The following is a 14543-nucleotide window of genomic DNA, read 5'->3' as shown; positions in this document are numbered from 1 at the left end:
GTGCTCCTTTAGAAAGTGGCTTGAAGGTTGAAGTGCAGGCGCGATTCCTGTTTCGAGGTGTTCGGCCCTTCGAGTAGCGGGTAGCCCCAGTCGAGGCTGCCGGACAGCCATTTGCTCAGGCTGGCACGGGTGCCGAGGCCGACACTGGCCAGGGCGTAACTGGCGTCCTGGTCCGGCAGTTCGTCGCGCAGGTACAACTGCGCACCTTCGGCAAAGGCGTAGAAGCGCCAGTCCTGCATCCAGCTGCCGGCGTATTTGGCCAGTGACGGCGTGCGCACTTCCTGACTGAGCAGCAAGCCGTCATCTGCGGTGCGTTCGGCGGCCAGGTAGCCACGCACCGAGGTCGCGCCGCCGGCGGAGAATTGTTCGTTGGACACCAAGGGCCCCGAGGCCAGCTGGAATGCGGCTTTGCTTGCGCTCTGCCAGTCGCTGTCGAAGGTCCAGGTGTAATTGGTATCGCCCTTGAGCACGGCGAAACTCGGTTTGGCGCGATAGCGTTTGTAGTCGAAATCTTCGTCGGAACTGCCGTAGCCGAAGATGCTGCGGGTGGCGGCGACCAGGCTCAGGCCGAGGCCGAGCTGACTCTTTTCGGTGTAACGGAAGCCGTTGTAGGCGAAGGTGAACGGCGCGTACTGCAGCGGCACCTTGTCGCTTTCTCCGGACAGCGTCAGGCGTTCGTCAAAGTCCTTGAAGTCGATGCCGGCCGACAGCGAGTTCGACCAGTTGCCACTCGACGGCAGTGTGTAGATCGCCGACACGCCATAGCTGTGGCCCTTACCGAGCACGTTGCTGCCGCCGATGGTGGCGACGTTGCTGTCGGACTGGTATCCGGAGAACTGCACGCTCCAGCGCTCGGTCAACGGCGCGGTGTAGGAACCCGACCAGACCTTGGCGTTATCGGTGTCCTGCGGCGCGGTGAAGTACGTCAGGTTGATGCTGTGGCCGAGCTGCCAGAGGTTGTTGTAGCCGAGGCTGGTCACGGCGCGCAGCTTTTCGGTGTCGGCGCTGTAGTCGTTGTTGAGGCCGACGCTGGCGCTCCACGGGTTCTGGTCTTCGACCTGCAAATCGACGTCCATGGTGCCGGGGCGTTGACCCTCGCGCACCAACGGCATCACTTGCCGGCCCGGGGTTTTGTTGAGTTGCGCCAGTTCGCCCTGGACCTTGGCGAAGTCCGGCACCTCGCCTTCTTTCAGCGCCGGGACGTTGTCGCGGATGTCCAGCGGCGAATAGTGTTTGGCGCCGACCACACGCACCCGGCCGACCTTGGTTTCGCTGACTTGCAGATAAACGATGCCGTCGGCCACGGCTTGCTCCGGCAACTCGACGAACACCGATTGATAGCCGCGCTGCTGATAAACCTTCTGCAACGCATCTCGTGCGCCTTCGATGTCGCTCAGGGCTTTTTGTGGGCCGAGAAACGGATACACCGCTTCCTCGATCGCCCGCGCATCGAGCACGGTGTTGCCACGCACGAAGTATTCGTTGACGTCGACCAGACGCTGCGGCGCGGCGTTTTCGGCTGCCTCGTCGGCGAACGCTGGCTGCGCACCCGCCGTCACCAGCAGCCAGCCCCACAGCGCCAGCCGTGACTTGAAAATCGGTTCCACACTACCCCCTGAATTCGCGATGACCTGTTGGCGTTTTGAACGCCGCGTGTATGGCGTCAATTGCTGGCTGTCGAAGCGCAGGCGTGCTTGCCCAGCCACGTGTGCAACAGCGCGAAGTTCAAGGAGAACTCGGGCATTTGCAGCAAGGCACCGCAGAACACTTCGCCGATGATTTTTTGAATGAGCAGCACCGCGCGCGGCTCGTTGAGCAGCGTGGCGATGTCGCGACTGAGGGCGTTGAAGCTCCAGACTTTCTGGTTCAGGCCCAGGCCGACGAACCAGCGGAACAGCAGGTTGTAATTGAGCTGTTCGTAAAGTTGCTGTTCGCTGGGCACCGAATACAGCAGTTGCAGAAGCAGAATGTGCATGACCGTTTGCGCGGGAATGAGCATGCCGGGCTCGGCATTGAGGTCGTGCAGAAGGCCCTGGTGGGCGTCGAGCAAATCGTCGATCTGCGGGCGCAGCAACACCAGCGAATGGCCCGGCGGAATGTAACTGGAGACCTCTTTCAAGGCGCCCTGCCAGTCATCCTGCGAGACAATCCAGACCCACGGTGCGCCATAGCGATACACCGACACCGGCTTCTTGCGCGCGGCTTCAACGATCTTCGACAGGCGTTGATCGAGTTCCTGCATGCCCACTTTCGAGTAGCGTTCCATAGTCCCCATTGCCTCACTCCCGGCGTCCCGCCTCGGCTTGTGAAAAGCGCCCTGTCGGGCTCCTCAAGCGCGTTACATAGGCATGACCGGACTGGCTATGTGCTACCGAACTTTTGTCATAAAAGCTTCATTACAGCGTGTGGGTGTACACACATCCAATGTCGGAGTGAGCCCGCTCGTGATAGCGGTGTGTCAGCACAATAAATATCAGCCGACAGGACGCTATCGCGAGCAGGCTCGCTCCTACAGGGGGGATTTTTGGGGATTTTGGATCAGGTGTAGACAGGCCAGGTGTCGACGATTTTGCCGTTGCGCACCGCCAGCAAATCACCGAATTGCAGAAGGACGGCTTCGGTCTGGGTTGGCCGCAGGAAAACCTGGTCTTCGACTGTCAGGCCAACGGCACTGGAGCCGTTAACCATTTCCTGATTCGAACTTCGGCCGTAGACACTGTTGCTTTGCAATCCGGGCGGCGATTCGAACTCGGCCATCCAGTTACCGCCGTAAATGAAAAAGGTCTGGCGCTGGTTCTGATCCCACCATGAGAACAGTCTCGACTTGTCATCCAGCGCCGGAATATTCACCGCGCCCGTGCTCTTCAAAACCGGCGTGGCGATGTAGGCTGCCGGCACGTGCTCGACCAACGACGGCAGGTCGTAGTGCGTCGGTTTGAGCATCGCCGTGCCCACCGAGACTTCGCTGCTGAGCGTTTCGTTTTCATGGATGCGATAACTCGGGCTGCCGGCGGTATTCAGGCACAAACCGTCGTGCCACAACGCCGGAAATTGCTGGCGAGTGAAATCCACGCAATGCTGATAAATCACCATGACCTTGGCAAACAACTCTTCGGGCGAACCCAGAATCCCCGGCACGCCCATGCCCACGAACGGGTCATAGCCCATGAACCCGGCGAACTGCAGATGCTGCGGGTTGGCGTTGATCAGCGCGAGCATCTGCCCCAGCACATTCACATCACTGACGCCGCCGCGGTGCAGTCCCACGTCCAGCTCGATGTTGATGCGCATCCGCGTGCCCAGACCCTGAGCCAACGCGAGGTATTGCTGTAAGCGCTCGGGGCTGTCGAGTAACCATTGCAATTGCTTGCCCGGATCGAACGGGCCGTTGTGGGTTTGATAAAACAGCGCAGCGGAACGTACCGGCAGCGGCTTGCCGAGCAAGATGTCCGACTGCGGGAACGTCACCGCATCGTGGTTGAGAAACGGCTGATGAAACGACATCAGCTTTTGCGTCCCAGCACGCCGCGCGATGTAGCTCAACAGCCCCGGCGACGGCAGTGACTTTTCCACCAGGCGCAGTTGCTTGCCGCCGCGCTTGACCGACTGCATCACCACATCAATGTTGTGATCGAGACGGTCCAGATCAATCAGCAGCACCGGGCGCATCGGCCCTTTCTCTTTGAGCTCACGGTTCAGCGCACGGAAATATTCACTGTAAGGCGAGCCGCGATCACTCGGCCTCAGCCATACGCCGACGCCGAGCAACAAAGCGCCGACACCCAATGATCCGAGCAGGAAATTGCGTCGATCGACCGCCATCAGTTCACCCCCAGAATCGACGAAAGATGCGCGTTGAGGAACTTGCCGCTAGGGTCCAGTGCCTGGCGCACCTCGACAAACTCGCGCCAGCGCGGGTACAGCGGTTGCAAGGTGCGCGCATTGAGGGTGTGCAACTTGCCCCAGTGCGGACGGCCGTTGTACTTCCAGAAGATCGGCTCGATGGCGGCGAACAAGTTGTGATGATCCATCTGATAGTGCTGGTGCACCGAGATCGAACAACTGTCGCGCCCCTCGAACATGCTCAGCGGTATGTCGTCTGCCTTGACGTAGCGGTACTCGATGGGAAACCAGGTGCGCAGGTCCTTGTCCTGAATCAGCTTGAGGATTTCACGCAGGCACGCCGGGCCGTGCTCCGCCGGTACGGAATATTCCATTTCGTTGAAGCGCACCGTGCGCACGTTGGCATAGATGTCAAACGAGTCGCCCACGCGATCTTCGAAACTGGCCAGATGGCGCAGGCTGTTGAGCAGCGTGCGGCGCAGATCGGGGAAATCGCTGCCATATTTGTCGATCTTCTCGATCAGGGTGACAAACTCGTTGCCGCCCTCCTCTTCGGGTGGAATCGGCGGCGTGGCCGGATCGCTGGTTTCGTTGAGGGCGATGGACAAGGCGCAGTCGGAATGGGTGACCACGAGCATTTCCCAATGCTGGTTTTCCCGGGTGTTCTTGTCGAGGTCCTCCAGCAGCTCTTCGGTCCTGGCGATCCATTGGTGCTCGCGCAGGCGATAGGCCGGGCGGTTTTGCAGGCGGATTTTCGTTGCCACACCGAGGGCGCCAAGAGACACGCGAGACGCATTGAACACATCGCGGTGGCGCTGGCTGTCGCAGTCCAGCACTTCGCCGCTGGCGGTAACCAATTGCATCGCGCAGACGTGCGCCGAGTAAGACTGAAAGGTTTTGCCGGTGCCGTGGGTCGAAGTGGCGATGGCGCCGGCGAGGGTCTGGTAATCAATATCGGCCATGTTCTGCAGAGCCTGGCCGATGTCTTTCAGCGGTTGCCCCATGCGTGACATCGGCGTGCCGGCGGCGAATTCGGCCTGCAGGGTGTTCGGGTCGTGATCGAGCAGACCGTTGAAGTAACTCAGCGACAACAGCGTGCCGTCGGTGGGCACCAGCGCGCTGAACGAATGCGCCGAGCCTACGGGGCGGATCTTGCCCTGCGCCTGACGGATCACTTGAGTCAACTCATCGAGGTTCTTCGGCGCCAGCCGTGCCGCCGGCAGGCAACTCTGTCCGCCCGACCAGTTGCGCCAGGGAATCAGTCGTGGCGCGCGCATCAATTGGCCCAAGGCCGGGTTCGTCGCCAGCGCACTGAAGGCGCCAACGATACTTGCCCGCTGCAACAACTGACGCCGTGTCAGATCCATCGTCATGCGCACGCCCTTATTGTGAGAGAGGTTGATCGGCCATGAAGCCGATCAGTTGCAGGAATTGTTCTTCCGAGCACTCGACGCACTGGCCCATCGGCGGCATGCCGTTATAGCCATTGATAGCGTGTTCGAGCAGCGTGTCGGCGCCCTGCCGGATGCGCGGCTCCCAGGCTTGGCGATCACCGGTCAGTGGTGCGTTGGCCGCCGGATTGGCGTGGCAGAGCTGGCAGCTGTTGGTGTAGATCTGCGCAAGGGTCGGCTCTTTGGGTATGGCGTTGTTGGGGGTGCTGGCCAGGGGTTTGGGCTCTTCGCCGCAGCCAAACAGCGTCATGGCTAACGCCAGCAGTAAAGTGAGACGGATTGCCCGCATAACGTTCCTCGAAGGTGGCAGCGCTTATTGTTGTGAGCACACCTTAAGGCAGGCAGGTCAGCAGGTTGAGGGCATTGCGGGACAGAGAGGGGGCATCCGGGGCCAGTCCGGAATGAAGTCGAAATCGGCGATAGACACAAAACCCTGTGGGAGCTGGCTTGCCAGCGATAGCGAATTGTCAGCCAATGAAGCCCGTGAAAGTACCGGCCACATCGCTGGAAAGCCAGCGCGCCCAAGTTCAGCGGTGTCGCTGCCCCCCTCTGTTCTGCGCCTTTGCGTGACATTCGAGTGACATTCGCGGGTTTAAATCCCGGCGCATTCAGGCGTATAACCTACAGAGACTTTTTGATCTGCATACGGACATCAACACGGGGTAGCGACATGACCACAGCAAACATCCTTGGCAACCTGTTCCCTTCTGTCAGCGATATCCCGGAAAAATACCGCCTCGACGGTCAGGTCGAGCAACGCGAATACCTCGTCGACGGCCAGCTGCGCCGCTGGGACGGCCCGCTCGCCCAAGTGCGCAGCCCGGTCTATCTGCACGGCGAGAACGGCGACGAACAAGTGATTCTCGGCAGCACCCCGTTGCTCGACGCCGACACTGCGCTGACCGCACTCGATGCCGCTGTCCGCGCCTACGACCGTGGCCAGGGCCTGTGGCCGACCATGCGCGTGGCCGAACGTATCCAGCATGTCGAAGCCTTCCTCGGCCGCATGCGCCAACAGCGCGATGCCGTGGTGAAACTGCTGATGTGGGAAATCGGCAAGAACCTCAAGGACTCGGAAAAGGAATTCGACCGCACCTGCGACTACATCGTCGATACCATCAATGCGCTTAAAGAACTCGACCGCCGCTCCAGCCGTTTCGAGCTGGAACAGGACACACTCGGCCAGATCCGCCGCGTGCCGCTCGGCGTCGCGCTGTGCATGGGCCCTTACAACTACCCGCTGAACGAAACCTTCACCACGCTGATTCCAGCGCTGATCATGGGCAACACTGTGGTGTTCAAACCGGCCAAGCTCGGCGTGCTGCTGATCCGTCCGTTGCTTGAAGCCTTCCGAGACAGCTTCCCCACCGGCGTGATCAACGTGATCTACGGCAGCGGCCGCGAAACCGTCAGCGCGCTGATGGCCAGCGGCAAGATCGACATCTTCGCCTTCATCGGCACCAACAAGGCCGCCAGTGACCTGAAGAAACTGCACCCGAAACCGCACCGCTTGCGCGCGGCATTGGGGCTGGATGCGAAGAACCCGGGCATCGTGCTGCCGGAAGTCGATCTGGACAACGCCGTCAGCGAAGCGGTCACCGGCTCGCTGTCGTTCAACGGCCAGCGTTGCACCGCGCTGAAAATCCTCTTCGTTCACGAAGATGTGGTCGACAGCTTTATCGAGAAATTCAACGCCAGACTGGCCACGCTGAAACCGGGCATGCCCTGGGACAGCGGTGTGTCGCTGACACCGCTGCCGGAGTCGGGCAAGGTCGATTATCTGCATGGCCTGGTAGCGGATGCGCGCAGCAAGGGTGCCGAGGTGGTCAACCCGAATGGCGGCGAGTCGCGCGAGTCGTTCTTCTACCCGGCAGTGCTGTATCCGGTGACGCCGCAGATGCGCGTGTACAACGAGGAGCAGTTCGGCCCGGTCGTGCCGATTGTGCCGTACCGTCACCTCGACACCGTGATCGACTACGTGCTGGAATCGGATTTCGGCCAGCAGTTGAGTATCTTCGGCACCAACCCGGTGGCCGTCGGCCGACTGGTCGACACCTTCGCCAACCAGGTCGGGCGGATCAACCTCAACGCCCAGTGCCAGCGCGGCCCGGACACCTACCCGTTCAACGGCCGCAAGAACTCCGCCGAAGGTACGCTGTCGGTACACGATGCGCTGCGGGTGTTTTCGATCCGCACGCTGGTGGCGACCAAGTTCCAGGACAGCAACAAGGACCTGATCAGCGAGATCATTCGCGGTCGCGATTCAAGCTTCCTGACCACCGATTACATTTTCTGACGAGGACCTTGCACTGAGTACATTCAGCACCCACCGACTGCCTCCGCTGTTGCGCCGAATCCTGCGTCCGCTGCTGGACCCGTACCGGCGCTACCGGCACGCCCGAGTGATCCACGCGGTGCGGGTGGCGTTGGGGTTGCTGGCGACCATCCTGCTGACCACCGGCATTAACCTGCCCCACGGCGAGTGGGCGTCGGTGACCATGCTGGTGGTGATTGGCGGTTTGCAGCATCACGGCAACATTGGCAAAAAAGCCGCTGAACGCGCCACCGGCACCTTGATCGGCGCCGGCGTCGGTTTGCTGCTGGTCGCGCAGCAGGCGTGGCTCGGTATGCCGTGGCTGACCTATTTCGCCATGGCGGTGGTCTGCGGATTCTTTTCCTATCACGCCATCGGCAAGGGCGGCTACACCGCCCTGCTCTCGGCGATCACCGTGTTCATCGTCGCCGGGCATGGCGACAATCCGATCACGGACGGTTTGTGGCGCGGCGTCGATATCCTGATCGGCATCGCGCTGGCACTGGCGTTCTCGTTTGCCTTGCCGCTGTACGCTGTGTATTCGTGGCGCTACAACCTGGCCGATGCCTTGCGCGATTGCGCCACGGTGTACGGACGGATCATCAGCGGCCATCCGGTCAGCGCCGATGAACATCTGAAACTGATGGCGCGCCTCGGCGCGGTGATGGTGCAACTGCGCTCGCTGATGCCGTCGGTGTCCAAGGAAGTGAAGATCTCGATGACCGAACTCGATGCGATCCAGCGCAATCTGCGCATGTGCATCAGCACCCTGGAAATCCTCGGCAATACCCGTCCGGACGCCAACGATCCGCAAGCCATGGCTCATCTGCAATCGGCGCTAAAGGCTGAACACCGGCAGATTCGCGTGCAGTTGATCGGCATGGCTCGCGCCCTGAAAACCGGCGCTGCACAACGCCTCGATCGACCTCTGGAGCTGGCGGAGGTGAAGCTGGATGTGCCGGTTTACAGTGCGCTGGATGGCTATCGGCTGTTGACCCGGCAACTGGCTGCGAACATCACCGAGATGCGCCAGCGCCTGGCGAAAACCGCACCGCGCTGGAACATCTGAGCGTTACTGCGCGGCGAGCCGGCGAATTTTCAACCCCCAGCCCTGCTGCATGCCGGCAGCCGCCAGCAGGATCGCCGCCACGCCGACCCATTGCAGGATCTCCAGGCGATGGCCGAAGGCGAACCAGTCGACGAAAATCGCTGCAATCGGATAGATAAATGACAGCGCACCGGTCAATGCCGTCGGCAGTTTCTGGATCGCGCCGTACAGCAGCACGTACATCAAACCGGTATGCACAATGCCCAGCGTCACCAGACTGGCCCACGCAGTCGGTGCTTGCGGCAGTGCGCTGAAATGCGCGAACGGTGCGAGCAACAGCACGCCGGTGCAGACCTGAATCAGCGCGATCAGGTGCGGCGGTGTGCCGGTCAGGCGTTTGATGATCAGCGCGGCAATCGCGTAGAGAAACGCTGCGCCCAATGCCAGCGCAATGCCTGTCAGATAGTCGCCGCCACTCTCGGCCTGGGTGCCGTGGGCACTGACGATGGCCAACATTCCCATGAACGAGATCGCCAGCCAGAACAGCTTCTGCAGGGTGATTTTCTCGCCGAGAAACAGCGCCGCCAACCCGACCAGCATGAACGGCTGCACGTTGTACACCGCGGTGCCGATGGCAATCGACGCCCGGGAGTACGAAGCAAACAACAGCACCCAGTTGCCGACAATCGCTACGCCGCTGAGCACGGCCAGCAGGAACGTCGTGCGGGTCAGCATGCCCGGGCGCAGAAAACCGAATGCCGCGCAAATCAGCAGCAAGGTGCCGGCGCCGAACACGCAGCGCCAGAACACCACATCCAGCACCGGTTGCCCGGAGACCAGCACAAACCAGCCGATCGTCCCGGATATCAGCATGGCTGCAGTCATTTCAAATGAGCCGCGGCGGATTGTCTTGTCCATTTCAGTCTCCTCTTGTGTGGCAAAAGTATGCCAAGTGGAGCCGGGGCCACTCCAGCGCATAAAGCAGGCTAAACTCGCTATCTGCCTTTTTTATAGTGGGTAGTTTCTTTCAGTTGCCTAATTCAGGAGTTTTTATGACTGACGACATCGACCAGATCCTGATCGGCGCCTTGATGGAAGATTCGCGGCGCTCACTCAAGGCGCTCGCGCAACTCAGCGGCCTGTCTTCGCCGAGCGTGGCCGAGCGCTTGCGTCGCCTGGAAGAGCGCGGCGTGCTCAAGGGCTACACCGTGGAGATTGACCCCAAATGCTTCGGCTACCAGTTGCAGGCGATCGTCCGCGTGCGCCCACTGCCGGGACAGTTGCAGGAAGTCGAGCGGCAGATTCTGTCGATTCCAGAGTTTACCGAGTGCGACAAGGTCACCGGCGAGGACTGTTTCATTGCCCGCTTGCATGTGCGTTCGATGGAACAACTGGACACCCTGCTCGACCGCCTCAATACCTTGGCCGAAACCAATACCGCGATTGTCAAAAAGACCCCCGTCAAGCGCCGGCTGCCGCCGATGGCTTGAGTGCTTTTTCTTCACGTTCGGCGTAGATTGAGGTTTTTCCAGCTAAGGATTGGCGGTATGAAATGTTATGCATTGATGCTGATGGCGTTGGTGCTCAATGGTTGCGGTACGGTGCAAACCGTAGTGAGCAGCGACAAGCAGACCGCCGACAGCCTCAAGAGAGAGAAAAGCTACTGCGGCGCCGTGCCACGGATCTACAGCGGTGTGACCTACGACTTCTGCCTGATGAACGCCGAAGTGCGCGAAGGTGTCGACACGTTCCAGCACAACAACGCGAACTTCGGCATCCTCATCGATGCAGCGGCGTCCGGGGTGCTCGATACGTTTTTACTGCCTTATACCGTCTACAAACAGCACGCCGATGGCAGCATTGTCATCAACTAGGTGCACGTTCAGCAGGCAACAAAAAACCCGCAAATGCGGGTTTTTTGTTGATGCCAGTCTGGCGATCAGTCGTCGCGGCTCATGATGCCGAATATCTGCAACAAGCTGACGAACAGGTTGTAGATAGATACATACAGGCTGATGGTCGCCATGATGTAGTTGCGCTCACCGCCGTGGATGATGGCGCTGGTCTGGAACAGGATGCACACCGACGAGAACAGCACGAAGCCGGCGCTGATCGCCAGTTGCAGGCCGCTGATCTGGAAGAACATGCTCGCCAGCGTTGCCCCCAGCAGGACGAAGAAACCGGCGGTGATGAAACCACCGAGGAAGCTCATGTCCTTGCGGGTGATCAGCACGTAGGCCGACAGACCGCCAAACACCAGCGCGGTCATCGCGAACGCCGAACTGACCACTTCAGCGCCGCCCTGCATGCCCAGGTAACGGTTGAGGATCGGGCCGAGCAGGAAACCCATGAATCCGGTCAACGCAAACGCGGACACCAGGCCCCACGCGGAGTCACGGAGTTTGTTGGTAAGGAAGAACAGCCCGTAGAAGCCGATCAGCACCACGAAGATGTTCGGGTAGCCCACACGCATCTGCTGTGCCACGAACGCCATCACGCCGCTGAAAGCCAGGGTCAGAGCCAGTAGACCGTAAGTGTTGCGCAGGACGCGGCTAACCTCTAGCTGCTCAGCCTGCACGCTGTTATTAACTGCGTAATCCTGTTCGCGCATGGCGACACTCCTGTTGGTTTGAAACGTTCAGTCGCAAAGATCATAACAGACGCTCTGTAACAAGCCATGCAGAGAGTTTGACAGTGTGTTTCATTCAGGTATTATGGCGCCCGCAACGCAACGGAGGTGTGGCCGAGTGGTTTAAGGCAACGGTCTTGAAAACCGTCGACTGTAACAGGTCCATGAGTTCGAATCCCATCGCCTCCGCCATCTTATGTACGACAAAGCCCTGATTATTCAGGGCTTTATCGTTTCTGGGGTTTGAGATTTCCGCCGAGCTTATTGAAGCGTTACAAAACTTTTTGATACGCGTTACAAAACTTTCTTGTTTTTCTCCCTTCTCTGGCGTCCTGCCAAACGTAAAACACTCTTCATGTAACACGGTGCTACGCTGGGTTCTTTCACGGAGGAAACCCCATGCCGAATTCAGATCTGCTCCCTTCCCTGCTCTTCAAGATCAACGAAAACCAGCTCGCCCTCGAGGCCGCCATCATGGAGTTATCGAAGTGGGTCGAGCAGCGCGGATCTGCCGATGTCGCTGAGAATGTCCGCGGTGCGCTCTGGGCAATCGACAAGAACGAAGAATTCATCAAGATGACCTTAGCCGTGTTGATGACTCCAGACTGACACTTCGTCGCTTCGTCCTCGCCCAGTCGCCGCACCTCGATTACTGTATATAAAAACAGTACTCAGTAAGGCAGTTGCCGTGGATCCCTCCGATATCGAAAACACCGACGACTGGCTCGGCTGCCCGACGCCGCTCGAAACCTGCCGACACCAGCTCGCGTTTTACGAAAATGAGTTCGAGGAACTGAACCTGCAGCTGCGCCAGGCAAGGGAGCGGATATTCAAACTGGTTGAGATGAACGATCAATTGTCTGCCGGAAAAGCTCGATTAAAAGCCGAGTTCGAAAAATCCACCGCTGAAGTTGCTCGCCTCCAGAGTGAACGAGGCGAACTGCTGGGTCAGGTGAATAGCCTGCTGCGGGTCTCCGATCAGCGTGATCATCTATTCCTTGAGAACCAGCGACTGCTCAGGGAGGCGCGAGACCAGAAGCGCTGATAGCCTTCACATAAGCCTGACATGCCTGCAGCGCGATCAGTCCCCTGTCACCGGTGTCGGTGATGGCGATAATTCTTTGAGCATGCGCAGGGTCAAGTCGGGCTCGTACTGCTGCATGATCCACGCCGCCGGAGCCGGTGGCTTTTGACAAGTCACAGCCACCGGCTGAATCCGCGTCGAGGAGGACTGACAGCCGGACATCAGCAGTGGCAAGGCGATCGCGCATGCGATCTTGGTCACGCTGGGCATCGCTCAATTTCCTGTAATGGGTTTGCTCACTGGTCGCCAGCTGCTGTTCGAGGGCCAGGCGCTTGTCCTGCTCAGCCTGTTGCGCGGTTGCCGCAGCCTGGGTCAGATCATTGAGGGTTTCTGCGTGCAGTCGCGCCTGCTCGGCCAGTTGCCGCCCGTACCGCCAGTCCTGAAGCTGCCAGGCACTGCCAGCGCCGATCAATACCAGCGTCAGCACACCAACTGTTTTCCACGGGACGGAGATCACACCAGCACCGCCCGCGCACGCGACCAGATATCCAGTCGATCCTGTAAACCATTCAGACCGCCATTAATACGGCGAGTGATGGTGTTGAACTGGTCTCGGTCAGCAAGATCGTTCAGCCCGTTCTGCTTCCAGAACCACGCCGCTGACATGGCCGCATACTGGGGCAATTCCAGCAGCTCCGGCTGAGTGATCAGGTTGAGGCCCAGCGCCTCTCCGCACGCGGCATAGTTCGCCCGGCCGGTAATCTGGATCAGGCCCCGGCCACGATATTTCGAACCATCACCGGCTTGGGTATTGCCCAAATCCACTCGCCCCTCGTATTTCGCTTGAGCCGGGGTCGGTCCCCATATCTCGCGAACGTACCGCAGCTGTCCAGACTCATGGCCGAGCTGGGCGATGAACGCGGCAACACGTTTTCTACCGACGATTTGGTAGCGCTGCATTGCTGTATTCAGGACAGGTACAAAAACGCCCGCTACTGGGCGGGCGTTGGGGAGGATCTGCAGCAACTGCTGCTGAGTGAGCGACATAAAAACTCCAGACATAAAAAAACCGCACTCAGGCGGCGATGGGATGCGGTTACTGCTTCTCGATGTTCACAACCTTGAGGGGTGGTTTCGGCCCTTTCTTTTTCTTGTCCTTGGATTTACCGGCTTTGCCGGCGTTGCATTCGACCGTGGTCGACCAGCCGGACTGGGTGAATACCTGTTCGACCGAATCCGCTAGGTATTCGCCATCAAGCCCGACCTTGAAACCTTGAGCGATGATGGGACGCTCGGCGAAGATGTCCGTCCGGCCGGGCATCTCAAGCCGCACATCGGCGGTCGAGCGGTTGAACGCTGAAAGACGGGCCTTGGCTGCCGCTTCAGCAGCGGTCTTGTTTGGGTAAATATGGCGGTCGGTATGCACTGCCGGCAGGCCGTCCGGAGCGTCATCATTGTCGATGGTGACCACCGCGAGCTTGCCGTTCTTTTTGTCCTGATGCTTGGTGGCCACCGCCTTGTGCGAATTGCGATCGCCGAGACTGAATTGCCAACGGCTGAGGTCGCGTCGAGTCAGGGTAATGGCGCCAAACGTCTTCCCGCTTGCTGTCTGGCCACCTTGGCGCGGCATCACCAACAGCTTGCCGTCGGCCACCTTGGCCGTGCAGTCGTATTGCTTGGCCAGCCGGGTGATGAAATTAAAATCGGACTCGTTGAGCTGGTCGACCCGGGCGACCTTGGTCGACACCGGACACACCGGCGTCCAGCCATTGCGCGCGGCCACGTCAGCCACGATCTTCGACAACGGCACGCCTTCCCAGCTTCCGCTACGGATGGTTTTGCCACTGCCACGCACGTCGCTGGCCTTGCCCTTGATCACGATCGTGTCCGGTGGGCCTGACACCTCGACCGTGTCGACGGTGTAACTGCCCATACGCGTCAAGGTCGTTTCGGCATACCCCAGGTAAATCTCGATTGAGCTGCCACGCCGTGGCAATTGCACTTGCCCATCACGGTCGTCGATACGCAACTCAAACTCGTCGGACTCCATGCCCGGCTTGTCAGAGGTACGTAGTAACAACAGCCGATCATTGATCTTGGCCGTGACATCGGCGCCATCGGCGACAATGCGAAACATCGGAGTCATGGATTTTTTCCAATAAAAAACCCGCACAAGGCGGGCCAGATAAACAACGTGTCTTTATGCGTGATGCGGCGCTGCGCCGGCGACGGCA

Annotated in this window: 16 protein-coding genes and 1 tRNA gene; 7 read left to right on the top strand and 10 right to left on the bottom strand. The window is 59.7% G+C overall.

Features of this window, described 5'->3' with window-relative positions:
• Positions 1–8: 8 nt before the first annotated feature.
• From PseuLF5_RS02460 to PseuLF5_RS02440, 5 genes are all read right to left on the bottom strand, one after another.
• Positions 9–1607: a ShlB/FhaC/HecB family hemolysin secretion/activation protein gene (locus PseuLF5_RS02460; protein ID WP_123469121.1), complete on the bottom strand. Its 1599-nt coding sequence runs from the start codon at positions 1605–1607 to the stop codon at positions 9–11.
• A 56-nt stretch (positions 1608–1663) separates the two neighbouring features.
• A complete protein-coding gene (locus PseuLF5_RS28120) occupies positions 1664–2275 on the bottom strand; it encodes a transposase (RefSeq protein WP_411353433.1) in 612 nt (203 codons plus the stop codon).
• A gap of 263 nt (positions 2276–2538) precedes the next feature.
• Entirely contained in the window at positions 2539–3747 is a 1209-nt protein-coding gene (locus PseuLF5_RS02450; RefSeq protein WP_340133263.1) for a DSD1 family PLP-dependent enzyme, read from the bottom strand.
• A gap of 74 nt (positions 3748–3821) precedes the next feature.
• Positions 3822–5150, bottom strand: a complete 1329-nt coding sequence (locus PseuLF5_RS02445; protein ID WP_340133262.1) for a D-arabinono-1,4-lactone oxidase — start codon at positions 5148–5150, stop codon at positions 3822–3824.
• A gap of 76 nt (positions 5151–5226) precedes the next feature.
• Entirely contained in the window at positions 5227–5583 is a 357-nt protein-coding gene (locus PseuLF5_RS02440; protein WP_340132856.1) for a c-type cytochrome, read from the bottom strand.
• Positions 5584–5964: 381 nt separating this feature from the next.
• Between PseuLF5_RS02440 and PseuLF5_RS02435 the strand changes: the two genes are divergently transcribed.
• Both PseuLF5_RS02435 and PseuLF5_RS02430 read left to right on the top strand, forming a co-directional pair.
• Positions 5965–7590, top strand: coding sequence for an NADP-dependent glyceraldehyde-3-phosphate dehydrogenase (locus PseuLF5_RS02435; protein WP_128616167.1), 1626 nt, complete (start codon positions 5965–5967; stop codon positions 7588–7590).
• Between the two features lie 46 nt (positions 7591–7636).
• Positions 7637–8677: an FUSC family protein gene (locus PseuLF5_RS02430; RefSeq protein ID WP_177490684.1), complete on the top strand. Its 1041-nt coding sequence runs from the start codon at positions 7637–7639 to the stop codon at positions 8675–8677.
• A gap of 3 nt (positions 8678–8680) precedes the next feature.
• On the opposite strand, the gene PseuLF5_RS02425 is transcribed toward PseuLF5_RS02430, so the two are convergent.
• Positions 8681–9574, bottom strand: a complete 894-nt coding sequence (locus PseuLF5_RS02425) for a DMT family transporter (protein ID WP_340132855.1) — start codon at positions 9572–9574, stop codon at positions 8681–8683.
• 134 nt (positions 9575–9708) lie between these two features.
• Between PseuLF5_RS02425 and PseuLF5_RS02420 the strand changes: the two genes are divergently transcribed.
• Together PseuLF5_RS02420 and PseuLF5_RS02415 are read left to right on the top strand one after the other, a co-directional pair.
• Complete coding sequence (locus tag PseuLF5_RS02420) at positions 9709–10146, top strand: Lrp/AsnC family transcriptional regulator (RefSeq protein ID WP_123469137.1); 438 nt, start codon at positions 9709–9711, stop codon at positions 10144–10146.
• A gap of 57 nt (positions 10147–10203) precedes the next feature.
• A complete protein-coding gene (locus tag PseuLF5_RS02415; protein WP_340132854.1) occupies positions 10204–10530 on the top strand; it encodes a YceK/YidQ family lipoprotein in 327 nt (108 codons plus the stop codon).
• Positions 10531–10595: 65 nt separating this feature from the next.
• Here the strand turns inward: PseuLF5_RS02415 and PseuLF5_RS02410 are convergent, their stop codons facing one another.
• Positions 10596–11267, bottom strand: a complete 672-nt coding sequence (locus PseuLF5_RS02410; protein ID WP_123469141.1) for a Bax inhibitor-1/YccA family protein — start codon at positions 11265–11267, stop codon at positions 10596–10598.
• 122 nt (positions 11268–11389) lie between these two features.
• Between PseuLF5_RS02410 and PseuLF5_RS02405 the strand changes: the two genes are divergently transcribed.
• From PseuLF5_RS02405 to PseuLF5_RS02395, 3 genes are all read left to right on the top strand, one after another.
• Positions 11390–11477: transfer RNA gene (locus PseuLF5_RS02405), tRNA-Ser, on the top strand.
• A 207-nt stretch (positions 11478–11684) separates the two neighbouring features.
• On the top strand, positions 11685–11894 hold the full coding sequence (locus PseuLF5_RS02400; RefSeq protein ID WP_186745621.1) for a hypothetical protein: 210 nt from the start codon (positions 11685–11687) through the stop codon (positions 11892–11894).
• Between the two features lie 79 nt (positions 11895–11973).
• The gene (locus PseuLF5_RS02395; protein WP_336346598.1) at positions 11974–12330 is read left to right on the top strand and encodes a hypothetical protein; all 357 of its coding nucleotides are present in this window, start codon (positions 11974–11976) and stop codon (positions 12328–12330) included.
• Here the strand turns inward: PseuLF5_RS02395 and PseuLF5_RS02390 are convergent.
• From PseuLF5_RS02390 to PseuLF5_RS02380, 3 genes are read right to left on the bottom strand one after another with little or no spacing between them, the layout of a single operon-like run.
• Positions 12302–12823 carry a lysis system i-spanin subunit Rz gene (locus PseuLF5_RS02390; protein ID WP_336346912.1) on the bottom strand — a complete coding sequence of 174 codons (522 nt, stop codon included), beginning with the start codon at positions 12821–12823 and terminating at the stop codon, positions 12302–12304. The genes PseuLF5_RS02395 and PseuLF5_RS02390 overlap by 29 nt on opposite strands.
• Positions 12823–13356, bottom strand: a complete 534-nt coding sequence (locus PseuLF5_RS02385) for a glycoside hydrolase family 19 protein (protein ID WP_336346597.1) — start codon at positions 13354–13356, stop codon at positions 12823–12825. The genes PseuLF5_RS02390 and PseuLF5_RS02385 overlap by 1 nt, the downstream gene beginning before the upstream one ends.
• 49 nt (positions 13357–13405) lie before the next feature.
• Positions 13406–14455, bottom strand: coding sequence for a phage late control D family protein (locus PseuLF5_RS02380; RefSeq protein WP_340132853.1), 1050 nt, complete (start codon positions 14453–14455; stop codon positions 13406–13408).
• Between the last annotated feature and the right edge of the window lie 88 nt (positions 14456–14543).

The sequence above is a fragment of the Pseudomonas sp. LF-5 genome (assembly GCF_037626295.1).
Classification (GTDB): domain Bacteria; phylum Pseudomonadota; class Gammaproteobacteria; order Pseudomonadales; family Pseudomonadaceae; genus Aquipseudomonas; species Aquipseudomonas monsensis.
The sequence above is the reverse complement of the archived record's forward strand: the minus strand, read 5'-3'. Positions and strand labels throughout refer to the sequence as shown.